Raw genomic sequence first — 16,797 nt, 5'->3', positions numbered from 1 at the left:
CGGCCGGTCCTTAACGTACCGGACATGTTCACCACGAACCGAGTTGGTCTCTGGAGCGACCCGGCCGAGTTCCGCGTCAGTGCCGACCGGACAGTCGCCTATGCCGAAGCCACCAACGACCCGATTGCCGCCCACCTGGACGGCACCCTCGCTCCGCCGGTCTTCGCGGTCGTACCGGGCTTCTCGGCGATGGCCGGCCAAACCCTCGCGCTCGTGCCCGAGGAAGTCGCCGGCAAGATCCTGCACGGGCAGCACGACATCCACATCCGCCGGCCCATCGTGCCCGGCGACGTCCTGACGACCCGTGCGCAGGTCGTCGGCGTCCACTCGCGACGTTCCGGGGTCGTGGTGACCACGGTCGTGGAGACGCGCGACGAAGCAGCCGACCTGGTCAACGAACAGTACTTCACCGCGTTCTTCCGCGAGGCCGAGCACGAGGGCGACGTCGGGCGGACAGCGCCCGTCCACCGCACGCCGGAAGGGGTGCAGGACCTGGACGCCGTAGCCACCATCGTCCAGAAGTTCGACGATGACCAGACCTTCCGGTACGCGAAGGCGTCCGGGGACACCATGCCCATCCACCTCGACGAGGACTTCGCGCGCCGGGTGGGACTGCCCGGCATCATCGTGCACGGCTTGTGCACGATGGCTTTCGCTTCCCACGCGCTGATCAGGTCGTTCGCCGCGGACGACCCGAGCAGGCTGCGGCGGCTGGCGGTGCGGTTCAGCGCCCCCGGCCGGCCCGGTCAGGAGATCAGCACCTCTGTCTGGTCGCTCGGGGCGGACCGGTACGCCTTCACCACGGTCAACGGAGAAGGTGCGCGCCTCCTCACCGACGGCCGAGCCGAATTCGCTGCTTGACCGAGTCCGAAAGGCAGGAGATCGACATGCCACGCAAGGTGTTCGTCATCGGGGTCGGGATGACGAAGTTCGAAAAGCCAGGACGACGCGAAGGCTGGGACTACCCGGCGATGGTGGCCGAGTCCGGTACGGCAGCGCTCAACGACGCCGGCCTCGACTACTCGGCCGTCCAGGAGGTGTACGCGGGGTACGTCTACGGCGACTCCACCAGCGGACAGCGCGCCGTCTACGAACTGGGTGCGACCGGCGTGCCGGTCGTCAACGTGAACAACAACTGCGCCACCGGATCATCGGCGCTGTGGCTGGCCGCGCGGTCGGTCAAGGGCGGACTTGCCGACTGCGTTCTCGCGGTCGGGTTCGAGAAGATGGCGCCCGGCTCGCTGTCGGAGGTCTGGCCGGATCGGGAAGGGCCGCTGTCCCGGCACGTGCGCGCCCTCGCGGAGTCGCGCGGACCCGGGGCGCCGATGGCTCCGTGGATGTTCGCCGCCGCCGGGCAGGAACACATGGAGAAGTACGGCACGACCGCCGAGCAGTTCGCGAAGATCGCGCACAAGAACCACCGGCATTCGGTGGACAACCCGTTCGCGCAGTTCCGACGCGAGTTCTCGCTCGACGAAATCCTGGCCGCGCCGACGATCGTCGGCCCGCTCACCAAGCTGCAGTGCTCGCCGACCTCGGACGGCTCTGCCGCGGCGATTCTGGCGAGTGAGGAGTTCGTCGACCACCACGGCCTCGCAGCGCAAGCGATCGAGGTGGTGGGCCAGTCGGTGGTGACGGACAGGGAAGACACCTTCGACGGCACCGCGGCCGCGATCGTCGGAGCGCACATGTCCCGGACCGCGGCGCAGCGGGTGTACGACCAGGCGGGCCTCGGTCCCGAGGACGTGGACGTCATCGAGCTCCACGACTGCTTCTCGACGAACGAACTGCTGACGTACGAAGCCCTTGGGCTGTGCGCACCGGGCGAAGGCGGCGAGCTCGTCGACGCGGGACGGACGACGCACGGTGGCACGTGGGTGGTGAACCCGTCGGGAGGCTTGATCTCGAAGGGGCACCCCCTCGGCGCGACGGGACTCGCGCAGTGTGCGGAGCTGACGTGGCAGCTCCGCGGGACGGCCGGGAAACGGCAGGTTCCGGCCGCGGCGACCCGATCCGGTGTCGCACTGGCGCACAACATCGGGCTCGGCGGTGCTGCCGTGGTCACCGCCTACCGGCCGGCCGAGCGATGAACGCGCGACCAGGCGGCCGCCGACCGGCCCGGTACACCACTTCGGATTTCGCCTGCCCGGCAGGCCAGGTTGGGAGCAGCCATGTCGACCGACACCCTCGATAGCGCGCCGCCGAGCGGCGTCCGCCGCTTGCTCGGTTCGGTCCGCCGGACCGACGGCGGCCCGGCGCTCAGGCTTTCTCCGCACCGTCGGCACCTCTGGCTCGTCCTGGGGTTGATCTTTCACCTGTTCGCCGTCGGCGGCCGGTGGGACGTCGCGCTGGCCGTGTGGTTCTTCCCGGTTTTCCTGCTGAGGTTCCTCCGGGTCAGCCGGCCGGTGCGTGGCCTTGCGCCGGTGTTGCTGGTGCTGATCGCCGGCGGCCTCTTCTGGGCCGTGCAACTCGCCGTTCCGCTGACGTTGCTGGTGGTCGCCGGGGTGGTGTTCCTTTCGGCCGTGGTCGTGCTGCCCTACCTCACGGATCGCCTGGTGGCTCCCCGGCTGGGGTGGGTCGGCAGGCTGCTCGCTTTCCCCGTCGCGCTGACCACGGTCGCGTACCTGCTGGGCAGCTTCAACCCGTTCGGCACGGCCTACGGTCTGCTGGCGGTCACCCAGCACGAGAACCTCGCCCTGCTCCAGGTGATCTCGGTCTTCGGCCCCTACGTGATCACGTTCCTGGTCGGCCTGGTCGCCACCGCCGCCAACCACTTCTGGGAGCACGGCACGTCGTGGCGCAGCGCGAAGCCGGTCGCCGTCGTCGCCGCCGTGCTGGCCGCGGTCATCGCGCTCGGACAGGCATGGCTGGCGTTCGCGCCCGCACCGAGCTCGCCGACCGTGCGCGTCGCGGGCATCAACCCGAGCTCGGCTTCGTTGTCCTCAGCCGAACGGATCCTGGGTACGGCTCCCACCGATCTCGAAGCCGTGTCCAAGCTCGACGCGGCGAAAGTGCGCGCGGCCTCGGACGTGATCAACGCCCCGCTCTTCGCCGACACCCGGAAGGCGGCGCGGTCCGGCGCGAAGATCGTCTTCTGGTCGGAGAACTCGGCGCGGGTGCGAGTCGAGGACGAACCGGCGTTCCTCGCGCAAGCGGGCGCGCTCGCTCAGCAGGAAGGCATCTACCTCAACGTCGCGGCGAACGTCTACACCCATGACGCGCCGGCTTACGGACGCGACCAAACGGTGCTGCTCGGCCCGGATGGCCGGGTGTTGTGGACTTACCAGAAGCACCACCCGATTCCCGGTCTCGAGCGGTACGTCGCCGGCACCGGGCCGGTACCGGTGGTCGACACCCCGTACGGCCGCCTGTCCAACATCATCTGCTACGACGCGGACTTTCCCGCTGGGGCGCACGTTGCGGCGGACATCATGCTCGTTCCCGGGGGCGACTGGCCCGAGATGGGCCGCATCCACACCCAGATGGCGAGCTTGCGCGCGGTCGAAAACGGCTACGCCCTGGTCCGGTCGGACGTGAACGGCTCGTCGCAGGCCTTCGACCGGCAAGGGCACGTGCTGTCCCAGCAGGACACCACGACCGGGGACAACCTGCCGTGGATCACGGATGTGCCGACGAGGGGGACGGTGACGGTGTACCGGGTGATCGGCGATGCCTTCTCCTGGCTGTGTGCGGCGCTGACCGTGGTGGCGATCGGCTTGGCCATCCGGCGGCCGCGGACGGTCAGCTCGGCTGCGCGGAGGAAAACGACGTGAAAGAGAGGACTCGACCCATGGGGAAATTGGACGGCCGCACCGCACTGGTGACCGGAGCCGGACGGGGAATCGGCCGGGAGATCGCGTTCAAGCTGGCCGCGGACGGCGCCCGCGTCGTGGTGAACGACTTGGACCACGAACCGGCACTGGAAGTGGCCAAGGAGGTGGAAGCCCGCGGCGGGGTGGCGGCCGCGTGTGCCGGCAGCGTCACCGACCCCGCGTTCGCCCAGAGGTTCGTCGACACGGCGGTCGACACCTTCGGCGGCGTGGACATCATCGTCAACAATGCCGGTTACACCTGGGATTCGGTCATCCAGAAGATGACCGACGAGCAGTGGGAAGCCATCATCGACGTGCACCTGACCGCGCCCTTCCGCATCCTGCGCGCGGCCCAGCCGGTGATCGCGGCGGCGGTCCGCAAGGCCAAGGAGGCCGGCGAGCCCGTCCTTTGCCGCAAGGTCGTCAACGTCTCCTCCCTCGCCGGTACCGGAGGCAATGCCGGGCAGGTCAACTATTCCACCGCGAAAGCCGGAATCCTCGGGATGACCAAGACGCTCGCGAAGGAATGGGGCCGGTACAACGTCACCGTCAACGCCGTGGCCTTCGGCTTCATCCGCACGCGGTTGACGGACGCCTCAGCCGGCGGCGACAGCACGATCACCGTCGCCGGCCGGGACATCAAGGTCGGGGTGAACCCGCAACTGCTCGCGGCCGCCGAGCAGATGATCCCGCTGGGCCGTACCGGCACACCCGCCGAGGCCGCCGGCGCGGTTTCCCTGCTGTGCCTGCCGGAATCGGACTACGTGAGCGGGCAGACCGTCGTCTGCGGCGGCGGTATGACTCTCTGAAAGCGATCACAACCATGCGACGCACCTTGTTCGAAGCCGATCACGAAACGTACCGCGAGAGTGTGCGGACGATGCTGGAGAGGGAAGTCGTCCCGTACTACCCGGAGTGGGAGCGGGCCGGCATCGTCCCGCGTGCTCTGTTCGTGACGGCCGGTTCCCTCGGCATGTTCGCCGCGGTTCCGGAGACCTACGGCGGTGCCGGTGTCAGGGACTTCCGCTTCAACGCGGTGGTCCTCGAAGAGTCGGCGGCACTCGGCGTCGCCCCCGCCATGGCGGGTCCGTCGTTGCAAGCCGACGTCGTCCTGCCCTACCTTCTCCACCTCACGACCGAGGAACAGCGCGGGAGGTGGCTCCCCGGGATCGCGACCGGGCAGGTGATCGCCGCGGTGGCGATGACGGAGCCCGGCACCGGTTCGGACCTGTCCGGAATCCGGACCACGGCCCGCCGGGAGGGTGACCACTACGTCGTCAACGGGACGAAGACCTTCATCACCAACGGGATCAACGCCGACCTCGTCGTCACGGCGGTGCGCACGGGAGACCATCCCCACCGGGGACTCAGCCTGCTGGTGCTCGAACGGGGGATGGACGGGTTCACGCGTGGGCGCAATCTGGACAAGATCGGCCAGCACGCGCAGGACACCGCCGAGTTGTCGCTGGCCGACGTCCGGGTCCCCGTGGCCAACCGGCTCGGCGCCGAGGGGGCCGGATTCGCCGGGCTCACCGGCAATCTGGTGCAGGAGCGGCTTTCCGTGGCGATCGGGGCGGTGGCGCAGGCACGGGCGGCGTTCACGGCGACGGTCGGCCACGTCCGGGACCGGCACGCTTTCGGCGCCCCGATCGGCGCGTTGCAGAACACCCGGTTCCGGCTGGCCGAGATGGACACCGAACTCGACCTGGCGCAGCACTTCCTCGATCGGTGCGTGGAAGAGCTGAACGCGGGGGAGCTCTCCGCGGTCGACGCGGCCAAGGCCAAGTGGTGGAGCACCGAGCTGCAAGGACGGGTCGTCGACGCTTGCGTGCAACTGCACGGCGGCTACGGGTACATGCTCGAATACCCGGTCGCCCGGGCGTATGCGGACGCCCGGGTCTCGAGGATCTACGGAGGTACCACGGAAATCATGAAGGAGATCGTCGGTCGTGCCCTGGAGCTGGCGCCGTGAACGAGGCTGAGCCGGAGCCGGCCGGCGGCCCTCTCGCCGGTGTTCGTGTCGTCGAGCTGGCCGGTCTGGGGCCCTGCCCGTTCGCCGCCATGATCCTCGCCGAGATGGGCGCCGATGTCATCCGCATCGATCGCCCGTCCCGCGGCTTCCTGGAGATGGCGGGCCCCGGCTCCGACCTGCTGGGCCGCGGCAAACGGTCGGTTCTGCTCGACCTCAAGCGCCCGGAGTCCGTCCGGACACTGCTCGATCTCTGCGCCACGGCCGACGTGTTCCTGGAAGGATTCCGCCCCGGAGTCGCCGAGCGGCTGGCCCTCGGTCCGGAGGATCTGTGGGCCCGCAACCCCCGGCTCGTCTACGGCAGGATGACCGGCTGGGGCCAGAGCGGCCCGGCGGCCGCCACCGCGGGCCACGACATCACCTACATCGCGCCCACGGGTGCGTTGCACGCGATCGGCGAGGCCGGCGGACCGCCCCAAATCCCGCTCAACGTCGTCGGCGACATCGGCGGCGGCGCGACGTACCTGGTGATGGGCGTGTTGGCCGCGCTGTGGGAAGCGAGATCCACCGGCCACGGGCAAGTCGTCGACGCGGCGATCGTCGACGGGACAGCGCACATGCTGGCGATCGTCCACAGTCTGCTCGCCGAGGACCGGTGGACCGACCAGCGCGGAGCCAACCTGATCGACGGCGGCGCGCCGTTCTACTCCGTCTACCGCACGGCGGACGGCCGGTACATGGCCGTCGGTGCCCTGGAACCTGCGTTCTTCGCCGCTTTCGTGCGGCTTCTGGGTGTCGAGGCAGAGCCGGCAACCCAGTACGACCGCACTCGCTGGGACGACCTGCGCACGACGATCGCCGACGCCTTCGCCACCCGTACCCAGCAGGAATGGACCGATATCTTCGCCGGAAGCGACGCCTGCGTGGCCCCGGTCCTGTCCATGCGCGAAGCCGCTGGACACGCACAGCTGACCGAACGCCGCACCTTGCTCGAAGTGGACGGTGTCCTGCAGGCGATGCCCGCTCCGCGGTTTTCCCGTCACCTCGTGACCATGCCGGGCCGAGCGCCGAAACTCGGGGAGCACACGGAAGAAGTGCTTGCCGAGATCGGTGGTTCCGGCGAGCTCGACCGGTAGCCTGCTCCCGCCCGGCGCCGGCCCGAGCCGGTGGAGGCCGGCCACGGGCCGGCCGGAGATGCGGTCCAGTTCGGCGAAGGTCAGCCCATCGCGTCCTGACCAACGGCGACTTCGTCGGCGAGCTCACCCCGGGTGTGGCGCCACCAGCGCGCCGTTGCCGTCCGTGTCGGCGCGGAGGCCGGCGAACTTTTCTGGTGGACCTCTGTTCTATTAGATGTAGATCAGATAGAGTGCCTGGTGTGCACCTCATCCTGGACCTCGACAGCGAGACGCCGATCTACCAGCAGATCCGCGACCGCATAGTCGAGGCCATCGCCGACGGAGAACTGGCGGCCGGCGCCGACCTCCCCTCGACCAGGCAGTTGGGCGTCGATCTGGCGGTCAACTTCCACACCGTGAGCAAGGCGTACGACCTGTTGCGCCGCGAGGGGATCATCCGGATCAACCGGAAAAGTGGTGCGGTCGTCCGGCCGGACGTCAAGCAGCCGTCCGGTGACGCGGGGGCCGACGCCGACTGGAAACAGCGTGCCCGGACCCTGCTTGCCGAGGCCGACGTCCGTGGGCTGCCGAAGGCGGACGTCCTGGAGTTCGTCCGCGCGACCCTGTCCGGCTTCCCCGGTCGCGGCGGGGGCGGTGATCCGGGTGAACGGTGAACCGAGCACCACGACAAGGGCGGCCGCGGCAGGCCGCGTTCCCTCCCGCGATCTCCCGTCAACCGAAACAGGTGAACGTTGTGCTGATCATCGGAGCCTTCGACTTCGGCATCACCGCGATGGTGGGCGCCGTTCTCCAATTCGTCCCGCGTTCAGGCCTCAGTTCGCCGTCCATCGCCTTCGGAGTCCGGATCCCTCCGGACCTGAACGACGATCCGGTGATCCTTCGGCAGCGCCGCCGGTACGGCGGCACCCTCCTCGTCATCACCTCGGTGGTCTCGCTGCTCGCCGGTCTCGCCGGGGCGTTGCTCGACAGTGCTGCGCCCGTGGGCGTAGGTGTCGCCGTCCTCTGCTTCGCCGCCGCCGCCCTGTGGGCACGCGCTCACCGCGCGGTCAGCCAAGCCAAGGACGCGGGGAACTGGTACGGAGACCTGCGGCAAGGCGTAGTCACCGACACCTCGCTGCGCACCAGCCCGGTTCGCTTTCCCTGGTGGTGGACAATCCCCTCGGCGCTGATCATCGCCGTCACCGCGCTAGCCGGCGTCGTCGTGTACCCGGACCTGCCCGTCACGCTCAACCTGCCTCGGTATTCGCTCGGAGAAACCGGTTACCTGGAATATCCCACCACGGTCTGGAGTGCCTTCGGTTTGGTCTTCGGTCAGGTGCTGCTCACCGTGCTCACGGCCGGCATGGTCGTCTTGGTGTTGCGCGCCCGGCCGGAGCTGGACCCTGCGCGGCCTCGCGAAAGTGCCGCGCGATACCGCGACTATCTCGGCGGCACGGCTCGCGCCATCCTGGGAATAGCCACCCTGCTCGACCTCATGCTGTCAGGCCTTTCCGCCGCGATCTGGAGTGGCAACCGCTCCGGCTGGCTTCTGGTGACAATCGTCGGCGTTCCCGTGGCGGCGTCGCTCGCGGTGGCTGCGCACCTGGTTCTGCGGGTCGGAGGCGGGCGGCGCAGGGTGTCCATGGCGGACGCGGAGGCGCCAACCGGTTTCGTGCGCCGAGACGACGACCGTCACGCGATGGCTGCTGGGCTGTTCTACGTCAATGCCGACGACCCGGCGGTACTGGTGCCCAGCCGGGTGGGCGGTGGCTGGACCGTCAACCTCGGTAACCCGCGCTTCCTCGCCGGCGTGGCGGCGACGCTCGCCGCGGCGGGCGTCGCAGCAGGAATACTCGCCCTTTTGTAGAAACAAAGGGTAACTCTGGGTCTGTTTCCCGTAATTTCACCTGTGGTCATCACGGTTTGAGGCGTCTAGAAAGCGCTTTCGCGATGTAAACAGGACGAACAATGGTGTCAAAAATTCCATTCACGAAAGGAAAACCAATGGTTTCGCACGCAAATTCAACCCCGGTCAGTACCAAGAAGAATTTTGCGCTCGCCTCGGTTGCGACTGTAGTGGTGGCATCGGTTCTGGCCGCCGGAACCCCGATTTCGGACGCAACCACCCGCCCGTCGTCCGACACTCCCCGCGTCGTCGCACAACGCGACGCCGACGCGTTGTTGAAGTTCGGCGCCCCCGGGGTGCTGGTCGGCCTGGACGGCAAGAACGGCGACGTCAAAGTCCGCAGCGGGGTGGGGAACCGCATCACCCGGATGCCGGTGCCCTGGGAGGCGAAGTTCCGGATCGGCAGCTTCACGAAAACCTTCGTGGCGGCGACGCTGCTCCAGCTTGTCGGCGAGGGAAGGCTTTCACTCGATGACACCGTGGACCATTGGCTGCCTGGTCTGGTCGCGGGCAACGGCAACGACGGCGCCAAGATCACCGTCCGGCAGCTTCTGCAGCACACGAGCGGGCTGCCCGACTACACCCACTTCATGCCATGGCTCGGCGACAAGGAAAAGTTCCTGACCGAGCGCGCCACGACCATGACGCCCCGAGAGGCCATGGCCTTGGCCATGAAGTCCGCGCCGCTGTTCGAGCCGGGGGCGTCATGGAGTTACTCGAACACCAACTACCTGCTCGCCGGCATGATCATCGGTGCGGTCACCGGCAACAGCTGGCGCGACGAGGTGACCAGGCGCATCATCAAGCCGCTCAAGCTCGACAACACCTCCATTCCCGGAACGAAAACGACGCTTCCCGCCCCCCACGCCGTCGGCTACCAGCGATTCCCCGGGGACGGGGCCACGGCCGAGGACCCGAAGTTCGGTGCCGAGATCGACGCGACCGTGATGAACCCGTCGTGGGCGAACGCGGCGGGGGAAATGATCAGCACCGTCGACGACACCAACCGGTTCCTGCGCGCTCTGCTGGGCGGCAAGGTGCTCAAACCCGCCCAGCTCGCGCAAATGCGCACCACTGTCGACACCGATGACGTCTTCCGCAAGATCCTGCCGGGCGTGCGGTACGGGCTGGGTATCATGTACGTCCCCAACTCCTGCGGCGGTGCGTGGACGCACGGCGGCGACATCCACGGCTTCAAAACCCGCAACGGGGTGACATCAGACGGTTCTCGGAGCGTGGTCGTGTCCATCAACACCGACTCGCCGAAGCCGGATCCCGGCGTCAACCTGCCGGCGACGGACCTCGCGTACGACCTCGTCAACCACGCGCTCTGCGGCCCCGACACGGCGTCGGCCCGTTGACGCCGGCGTTCTGATTCCTCCAGCGTCGCCCTGGTTCACTTACCGCCACCAGGGGCGGTGGCGCTGGGCGGCCACCACGCCGGCCGGCTCGACGAGTTCGGCGAGACGGGCGGAGATGTGCTTGATGTGCTCGTGGACCCACAGTGCGCAGGCGAGGTCGCGCACCGAGGCGCCGGGTTGCCGGAGGAGGTCCGGGAAGACGGGTGGGGCGAGCATGGGGACGTCGCCGTGGTCGGTGCGGTCCAGGCGGGAGGCCAGGTGGTCGTACCAGGCGGCGAGCTGGCCCGCCTGGTCGCCGAGGAGCCGGCGGAACGGGTCCGGCTCGACGTGCGGGTTCGGGAGCCCGGCCAGCGAGTGCGCGGTGAGTCGCGCGCGGACGGTTCCCATCACCAGCCGCCACAGGTCGGGCTTGGGGACGTGCTTGGTGCCCTGCTCGCTGAGGAACCCGCGGAGTGCGTCGTCGAGGCGCGCTCCGGCCGCGGTCGCCGCGGCGGGGGAAGGTTGGTCGTGGCGGAGGCCGAGCGCCCAGTTCGCGGCCGCCGACAGGTACGCGCCGCCGGCGCGGAACGCGTCGGCGAGGTCGTCGGCGACCACGGCCCGGGCGCCGCGGGGCCAGAACAGCGCGCCCACCACCAGGCACACCGCGCAGCCGATCGCGACGTCCTCGATCCGCACGACCCCGATCTGCCAGCCGGCCGGGGCGAGCAGGTTGAACAGCACCGAGACCGTCACGGTGAAGGCCGCCTGGCCGGCGGTGAAGGGCAGCGCGCCCGGCGCGTAGCCGGCGACCAGCACCGCGATCGGGAGGGCGATCCACAGCGCGGGCGCGCTGGTGCCGATGACCAGCAGCAGCACCGCACCGGCGACGACGCCGAGCGCGGTGCCGATCAGCGCCCGCAGCGCGGTCGACCCGGTGGCCGCCGCGTTGCCGCGCAGCACGGACAACGTGCCCAGCACCACCCAGAACCCGTGCTCGACGCCGCTCGCCCCGGCGACGACGACCGCTGCGGTCAGGGCCACCGCGCCACGGAGGCTGTTGACGAACCACACCGACCGCAGGCTCGTGTGCGGCGAGGCGACCCGGGCCAGCGTGGCCATGGAGAGCCCGCCGGGAAGGCGCGATCGTCGTCCGCCGGGCACCGCGGCGCGGGCTTCGGTCACGGCCTCACGGACGGCGAAAGCGCCGGTGCGGGCGTGGAAGGAGAGGTGCACCGCGTCGACGTAGCCGGGGGTGCCGGAGCCCAGCGTGCGCAGCCGTTCCACGCTCGCCTGGATCCTGCGGTCCAGTTCGCCGGCGTCGAAGGAGCCGGGGCGACCGGCCATCAGCCGGGAGACTTCGCGCAGGCCGGCGCTGGTCTCGACGAGGAGCTCCCGTTCGACTTCGGGCGCTCCGCTCAGGTCCGGGTACTCGCTCGTCGTGTCGGCGATGACCGAAGCGCACCATTCGAGCAGGCCCACCAGGGTGTCGAGGGCCTGGTCTTCGGCGGCCAGCCCGGTGGGGCGGTAGGGCGTCGCGGTGAACTCGTCGATCAGGTGGTGCTTGGCTTCGACCGCCGCCTCGTGCGCCGCGTCCACGCCCGTGCCGCCGCGCAGTGCCGCGTCGAGGTGGTCGGCCAGCGCGCCGGCCGCCCGCGACGCCGCGTCCCGCAGCGCCGTGGCGGGGGACCGGGGCGACAGCAGCAGGACGGCTGCGGTGCCGACCACCGAGGCCAGCCACCAGCCGCCGAGGCGGGCCGGCACCATGCTCATCGTGCCGGGGGAGGCGGCCGGGAGGACGTAGGCGAGCAGCGCGGCGACGCCCCCGGCGGCCGCGTTCGGCCCGACGACTCCGCCGAAGAGCACCAGGAAGGTGACGACGAGCGTGACGACCGCCGCCAGCAGCAGCGACGCGCTCGCGGCGGTGCCGATGACCAGCAGGACGCTGCCGGTGACGGCGAGTCCGAAGTGGGCGCGCAGCTTGTCCCGCCGATCGCCGCCGAACGAGGCCATGACCAACGTGGCGAACCCGCCGAAGGCGGCGAACGTCGCCACCTGCAGGTCGCCGATCACCGTGATGCTGACCGCGAAGAGGACGGGAACCACGAGGGTGGCGCGGACGGCGCGCAGGGCGGCGGTCGACGACCACCGCGGGATCCAGTCCCGGGGCGCTGCCCGGCGGGTGTTCAGAGCGGGGGAGTCGATCGCCACCGGCCGAGCATAGACGGCGGTGGCGTCGCGAATGCCCTGGTGGCGAGACCGCGGCCGATCAGCCGGTGAAGCGGTCTTCGGCCCGGTTCCGCGGGTGTCCGGACCGCGGCTGCCCGGAACCGAAGCCGACGGCGGCACCGGCCGAGCGCGGGGTGAGCGCCACTGAGGGGTGCTTCGTCGCGTGCGCTGCCGCGATCACCGGCGCGGGTGGTGTTTCGGCCGGGTGGATGGGGTATCCGGCCGGCATGACGTCGATCGGCTACTTCCTTTCGTGCGAGCAGTACGGCCCCCGCGAGCTCGTCGCCCAGGCCCGCGCGGCCGAGCGCGCCGGGTTCCAGCGGCTGTGGATCTCGGACCACTTCCACCCCTGGAACGACGCGCAGGGCCAGAGCCCGTTCGTCTGGTCGGTGATCGGAGCGCTGTCGGAAGCCGTCTCGCTGCCGATCACGACGGCGGTCACCTGCCCGACCGTCCGGATCCACCCGGCTGTGCTCGCCCAGGCCGCCGCCACGGCCGCGGTCCAGCTGGACGGCCGGTTCGTGCTGGGCGTGGGCTCGGGGGAGGCGCTGAACGAGCACATCCTCGGCGACGCCTGGCCCTCGGCCGGGCAGCGTCTGGAGATGCTGGAGGAGGCCGTCGAGGTCATCCGCAAGCTCCACGAGGCGGGGGTGCGCGGCGAAGCCGTGAGTCACCACGGGAAGCACTACGAGGTGCAGGACGCGCGGATCTACACCGTGCCGGACCGTCCGGTGCCGATCTACGTGTCCGGGTTCGGGCCACAGGCCACGAAGCTCGCCGGACGGATCGGCGACGGGTACTGCACGGTCGTCCCGGACGCCGACCTGGTCCGGGCCTTCCGCGAAGCCGGCGGCGGGGACAAGCCGGTGCAGGCCGGGATGAAGGTCTGCTGGGACGCCGACGCCGAAGCGGCGCTGGACCGGGCGCACCGGCTCTGGGCCAACGACGTCCTGCCCGGGCAGCTGGCCCAGATCCTGCCGCGGCCGGAGGACTTCGAGGCGGCGACGTCGTTCGTTCCGCGCGAGGACGTCGGGGAGGCGATCGTGTGCGGCGACGACCCGAAGGCGCACGCGGAACGCGTCCGCCAGTACGTCGACGCCGGGGTCGACGAGATCTACGTGCAGCAGGTCGGCGACGATCACGAGGGCTTCTTCCGCGGCTGGCAGCAGCACGTCCTGCCCGAGTTCCACTGACGGCCACGCGTTCCTGCCCCTGCTGCGGGCGGCCGACCAGCCGCGGGTGGTCATGGTGTCCAGCGGCGTCGGTTCCTTCGCGGTCGTGACCGACCCGAACCAGGCCCAGGCGTTCCCGGACATCAGAGAAAGCGAGGGTGGTGCGTCAGGCCGCGGGGGAGCGCACCACGGTGAGGGTCGCGGGACCGACCCGCAGGATTCCGTCGTCGAGAGGAGCGCAGCGCACGCCGCCGCGCCCGCGGAGCCCGCGGAACGCGCCGGGCGCCAGCACCACGTCCATCCAGGCGCACGGGTGGGCCGGGCGGTAGGCCTGGAACCGGACTTCGCCCGCTCCGCAGTCGAGGCTGAAGACGGCTCCGGTCCCGCGACGCGGCGCGGCCAGTTCGTCGACGGGAAACCCGCGCACGACGATGTTGCGTCGCGGCAGGTGGGGGCCCGGGACCACGGCGAGGTCGAGGTCCCGGGCGAGAATGTCGAGGGACTCGGCGGCGAAGAGGGTGACGGCGGCCCGGCGGTGGGCGGGCTGGTTGAAGTACCGGTCACCGACGAGCCCGAGCGTGGCGCGCACGGTCACCTCGTCGCGCTCGGCGGGTTCCGGGTCGGGCCGCGGGCCGTCCGGGGGGCGGCCTTCGAAAGCGTGTGTGGAGGAGACCAGCAGCGCGACGATCTCCACGGGGGCTGAGATCGTGTCGGGCATGGGGTTCTCCTCGATCGGGCCGGCGCGCGAACTCCGGGTTCGCGCGCCGGTGTTCTCACTGGCCGTCGGTCTCGTCGGTGAACAGGGTGCGGTAGTCGCCGTAGCCCGCGTCTTCCAGGTCGTCGAGGTGGACGAAGCGCAACGACGCGGAGTTGATGCAGTAGCGCATTCCGCCCTTGTCGAGCGGGCCGTCGTTGAAGACGTGGCCGAGGTGGCTGTCCCCGTGCAGGGAGCGGACCTCCGCCCGGATCATCCCGTGGCTGAAGTCTTCCCGCTCGACGACGTTCGACTCGGCGATCGGCTTGGTGAAGCTCGGCCACCCGGACCGGCTGTCGTACTTGTCGACCGAAGCGAACAGCGGCTCGCCGGACACGACGTCGACGTAGATGCCCGGCTCGTGGTTGTCCCAGTACGCGTTCGCGAACGGACGTTCCGTGCCGTCCTGCTGGGTCACGCGGTACTGCTCCGGGTCCAGCCGCGACACGGATTCCGGATTCTTGTGGTACTCGGCCTGCTGAGGCACAGCTCTCCCTTCCCCGCCTTGCGGCGCGAAGCTGGGGCACCAGGTGGAACGCACCTGGACGTGCGGAGGTACAGACGTGCGGCGTGCCCGCGCTATTCCGCTGGGCGGCTGATCCACAACGCACAGACAGACCGGGCACGTAGTATCCGGATGTGCAGACACCGACCAAGCGGACCGGCACCCCGTCCCCGGCGGCCCGCCACCACGTGTGCTGGGGCTACCGGCGGCCGGCGGAGTTCGTTGCCGAAGCGCGGGAGTTCCTTGCCGAGGGCTTGGCCGTGGGGGAGCGGGTGCTTTACGTCGCCCCTGGCGACCAGAGCTTCCTCGAAGCGCAGTTGCGGACGGACGGGCGGTTCGACGAAGGCCTGCGACGCGGAGCGGTCCAGGTCGCGTCCGTGGACGCGACCTACACCACCGGCACCGTCGTCGACCCCGCCGGCCAGGTGGAGCTCTACGCCACGGCGACGGCGGAGGCGCTGGCGGCCGGGTTCAGCGGGTTTCGGGTGGCGGCCGACGCGACGTCGCTGGTGCGTACCCCGGCGCAGCTGGACGCTTTCGCCCGCTACGAGCACCTGGTCGACCGGTTCATGGCCACCCAGCCGATGTCGGCGATGTGCGGCTACGACCTGGCCGAGCTCGGCGGCGACGCCGTCGCGCAGCTGGCCTGCATGCATCCCCGGGCCCACGAGGTCGCGACACCGTTTCACCTGCACGGCCACACGCGGGACGGCAGCGCCGCCGCGCTGGAGGGAGAACTGGACATGGAAGCTCGCCAACTGTGGCCGCTGGCGCTGGAGCGGGCCGACCTGCGACCGACGGCGGGGGCGACCGTGATCGACGCCGCCGGGCTCGGTTTCATCGACCACCGCAGCCTGTCCGCACTGGCCGACTACGCCGGGCGGCGTGGCACCGAAGTGGTCTTGAAGACGCGGTTGTCCACTCCGGCGCGCCTGGTGGAGCTGCTGGACCTGACCGGTGTGCGCGTGGAGCGCGTGTGATGAGCACCGAACTGAACACCGCCCAGCGGGGCTACGACCACGCCGCCATCCACTACGCCTCCGACGCCGAACTGCTCGCCGTCGTCGTGCCGTTCCTCACCGCCGGGCTCACCGCGGGCGAGCCGACCGTGGTGTCCTTGGCGCCGGAACGGGCCGAGCTGGTGCGCAGGGCTCTTCCGCCGTCCGCGAGCACGCGGTTCCTGTCCACCGACGACCTGTACGCCCGGCCGGCCGCCGCGATCAAGTCCTATCGCGAGCTGATGGCCGGTTTCGTCGCCGACGGTGCCTCGGGTATCCGGATCGTCGGCGAGGTGCCGCCCGAGGCGATCGACACGTCCTGGGACTGGTGGGCCCGCTACGAGTCGGCGGTCAACCACGCCTACGACGAGTTCCCGCTGCGCAGCATGTGCGCCTACGACACCCGCACCACCCCGCGGCACGTGCTCGACGACGTCGCCCGCACCCACCCCTTCCTCGCTACCCCCGATGGGGGGCACCTCACGAACGCCGGGTACGTCGACCCTCCGTCCTTCCTGGCCGAGCCGCGACCGATGAAGCTTTACCCGATCCAGCACACCGTGCCGCTTGCCGAGCTCATCGACCCACAGCCGTCGGCGGCCCGTCGCGCCGTCGCGGACTTCGACAAGACCGGCCTGCCCGCCGCCGAGATCGACGACCTCGTCCTCGCGGTGAGTGAGATCGTCGACAACGCGCTGCGGTACGGCCGCTCGCCGGTCCGGATGCGGATCTGGGCCGACTGCGAGCACATGGTCGTCACGGTGCACGACACCGGCGCGGGGCCCGGCGACCCGTTCGCCGGCCTCCTGCCCGCCGGCCGCGACATCGGCGGACGCGGACTCTGGATCGCCCACCAGGTGTGCAGCCAGGTCGCCCTGCACCGCGACGACACCGGCTTCACCGTCCGCCTCACCGCGGGACGACCCGGGCTCGCCACGGGGCGCGCTGACACGTCTTCCCCGGTTGAGCGGGTCTCCCAGGTGCATACCGGCGAGTAGCA

The 16,797-nt window shown here is 70.2% G+C and carries 15 protein-coding genes; 12 read left to right on the top strand and 3 right to left on the bottom strand.

Annotated features, from left to right (window positions below; genetic code table 11):
- Positions 1-24: 24 nt before the first annotated feature.
- The 9 genes from DV20_RS12745 (at position 25) to DV20_RS12705 (ending at position 10,163) form a co-directional block, all read left to right on the top strand.
- The gene (locus DV20_RS12745) at positions 25-861 is read left to right on the top strand and encodes a MaoC/PaaZ C-terminal domain-containing protein (protein ID WP_043779733.1); all 837 of its coding nucleotides are present in this window, start codon (positions 25-27) and stop codon (positions 859-861) included.
- A gap of 26 nt (positions 862-887) precedes the next feature.
- The gene (locus DV20_RS12740) at positions 888-2,090 is read left to right on the top strand and encodes a lipid-transfer protein (RefSeq protein ID WP_043779732.1); all 1,203 of its coding nucleotides are present in this window, start codon (positions 888-890) and stop codon (positions 2,088-2,090) included.
- Between the two features lie 81 nt (positions 2,091-2,171).
- Positions 2,172-3,773 carry a nitrilase-related carbon-nitrogen hydrolase gene (locus DV20_RS12735; protein ID WP_051735950.1) on the top strand — a complete coding sequence of 534 codons (1,602 nt, stop codon included), beginning with the start codon at positions 2,172-2,174 and terminating at the stop codon, positions 3,771-3,773.
- Positions 3,686-4,621: an SDR family NAD(P)-dependent oxidoreductase gene (locus DV20_RS12730; RefSeq protein WP_235190806.1), complete on the top strand. Its 936-nt coding sequence runs from the start codon at positions 3,686-3,688 to the stop codon at positions 4,619-4,621. Before DV20_RS12735 ends, DV20_RS12730 begins: the two co-directional genes overlap by 88 nt.
- 14 nt (positions 4,622-4,635) lie before the next feature.
- Positions 4,636-5,784 carry an acyl-CoA dehydrogenase family protein gene (locus tag DV20_RS12725; RefSeq protein WP_043779729.1) on the top strand — a complete coding sequence of 383 codons (1,149 nt, stop codon included), beginning with the start codon at positions 4,636-4,638 and terminating at the stop codon, positions 5,782-5,784.
- The gene (locus DV20_RS12720; protein WP_043779727.1) at positions 5,781-6,917 is read left to right on the top strand and encodes a CaiB/BaiF CoA transferase family protein; all 1,137 of its coding nucleotides are present in this window, start codon (positions 5,781-5,783) and stop codon (positions 6,915-6,917) included. The genes DV20_RS12725 and DV20_RS12720 overlap by 4 nt, the downstream gene beginning before the upstream one ends.
- Before the next feature lie 239 nt (positions 6,918-7,156).
- Entirely contained in the window at positions 7,157-7,570 is a 414-nt protein-coding gene (locus DV20_RS12715) for a GntR family transcriptional regulator (RefSeq protein WP_043779726.1), read from the top strand.
- 80 nt (positions 7,571-7,650) lie between these two features.
- Positions 7,651-8,763, top strand: coding sequence for a DUF1648 domain-containing protein (locus tag DV20_RS12710; RefSeq protein WP_152603692.1), 1,113 nt, complete (start codon positions 7,651-7,653; stop codon positions 8,761-8,763).
- Positions 8,764-8,900: 137 nt separating this feature from the next.
- On the top strand, positions 8,901-10,163 hold the full coding sequence (locus DV20_RS12705) for a serine hydrolase domain-containing protein (RefSeq protein ID WP_084093449.1): 1,263 nt from the start codon (positions 8,901-8,903) through the stop codon (positions 10,161-10,163).
- A 39-nt stretch (positions 10,164-10,202) separates the two neighbouring features.
- Here the strand turns inward: DV20_RS12705 and DV20_RS12700 are convergent, their stop codons facing one another.
- The gene (locus DV20_RS12700; protein WP_043779718.1) at positions 10,203-12,350 is read right to left on the bottom strand and encodes an FUSC family protein; all 2,148 of its coding nucleotides are present in this window, start codon (positions 12,348-12,350) and stop codon (positions 10,203-10,205) included.
- Positions 12,351-12,502: 152 nt separating this feature from the next.
- Here DV20_RS12700 and DV20_RS12690 point away from each other — a divergent pair, with 152 nt between their 5' ends.
- The gene (locus DV20_RS12690; protein WP_235190805.1) at positions 12,503-13,561 is read left to right on the top strand and encodes a TIGR03557 family F420-dependent LLM class oxidoreductase; all 1,059 of its coding nucleotides are present in this window, start codon (positions 12,503-12,505) and stop codon (positions 13,559-13,561) included.
- Positions 13,562-13,706: 145 nt separating this feature from the next.
- Here the strand turns inward: DV20_RS12690 and DV20_RS12685 are convergent, their stop codons facing one another.
- Positions 13,707-14,258, bottom strand: coding sequence for an MOSC domain-containing protein (locus DV20_RS12685; protein ID WP_043779711.1), 552 nt, complete (start codon positions 14,256-14,258; stop codon positions 13,707-13,709).
- Positions 14,259-14,313: 55 nt separating this feature from the next.
- Positions 14,314-14,781 carry a peptide-methionine (R)-S-oxide reductase MsrB gene (gene msrB, locus DV20_RS12680; RefSeq protein ID WP_043779709.1) on the bottom strand — a complete coding sequence of 156 codons (468 nt, stop codon included), beginning with the start codon at positions 14,779-14,781 and terminating at the stop codon, positions 14,314-14,316.
- 152 nt (positions 14,782-14,933) lie between these two features.
- Between msrB and DV20_RS12675 the strand changes: the two genes are divergently transcribed.
- Both DV20_RS12675 and DV20_RS12670 read left to right on the top strand, forming a co-directional pair.
- Positions 14,934-15,779, top strand: coding sequence for an MEDS domain-containing protein (locus DV20_RS12675; protein ID WP_051735949.1), 846 nt, complete (start codon positions 14,934-14,936; stop codon positions 15,777-15,779).
- Positions 15,779-16,795 (top strand): sensor histidine kinase, encoded by a 1,017-nt coding sequence (locus tag DV20_RS12670; RefSeq protein ID WP_051735948.1) that lies wholly within the window; start codon positions 15,779-15,781, stop codon positions 16,793-16,795. The genes DV20_RS12675 and DV20_RS12670 overlap by 1 nt, the downstream gene beginning before the upstream one ends.
- Positions 16,796-16,797 lie beyond the last annotated feature (2 nt).

The organism is Amycolatopsis rifamycinica, from assembly GCF_000695625.1.
GTDB classification, from domain to species: domain Bacteria; phylum Actinomycetota; class Actinomycetes; order Mycobacteriales; family Pseudonocardiaceae; genus Amycolatopsis; species Amycolatopsis rifamycinica.
Note: the sequence above shows the minus strand (reverse complement) of the source record. Positions and strands in the feature narration are given on the sequence as shown.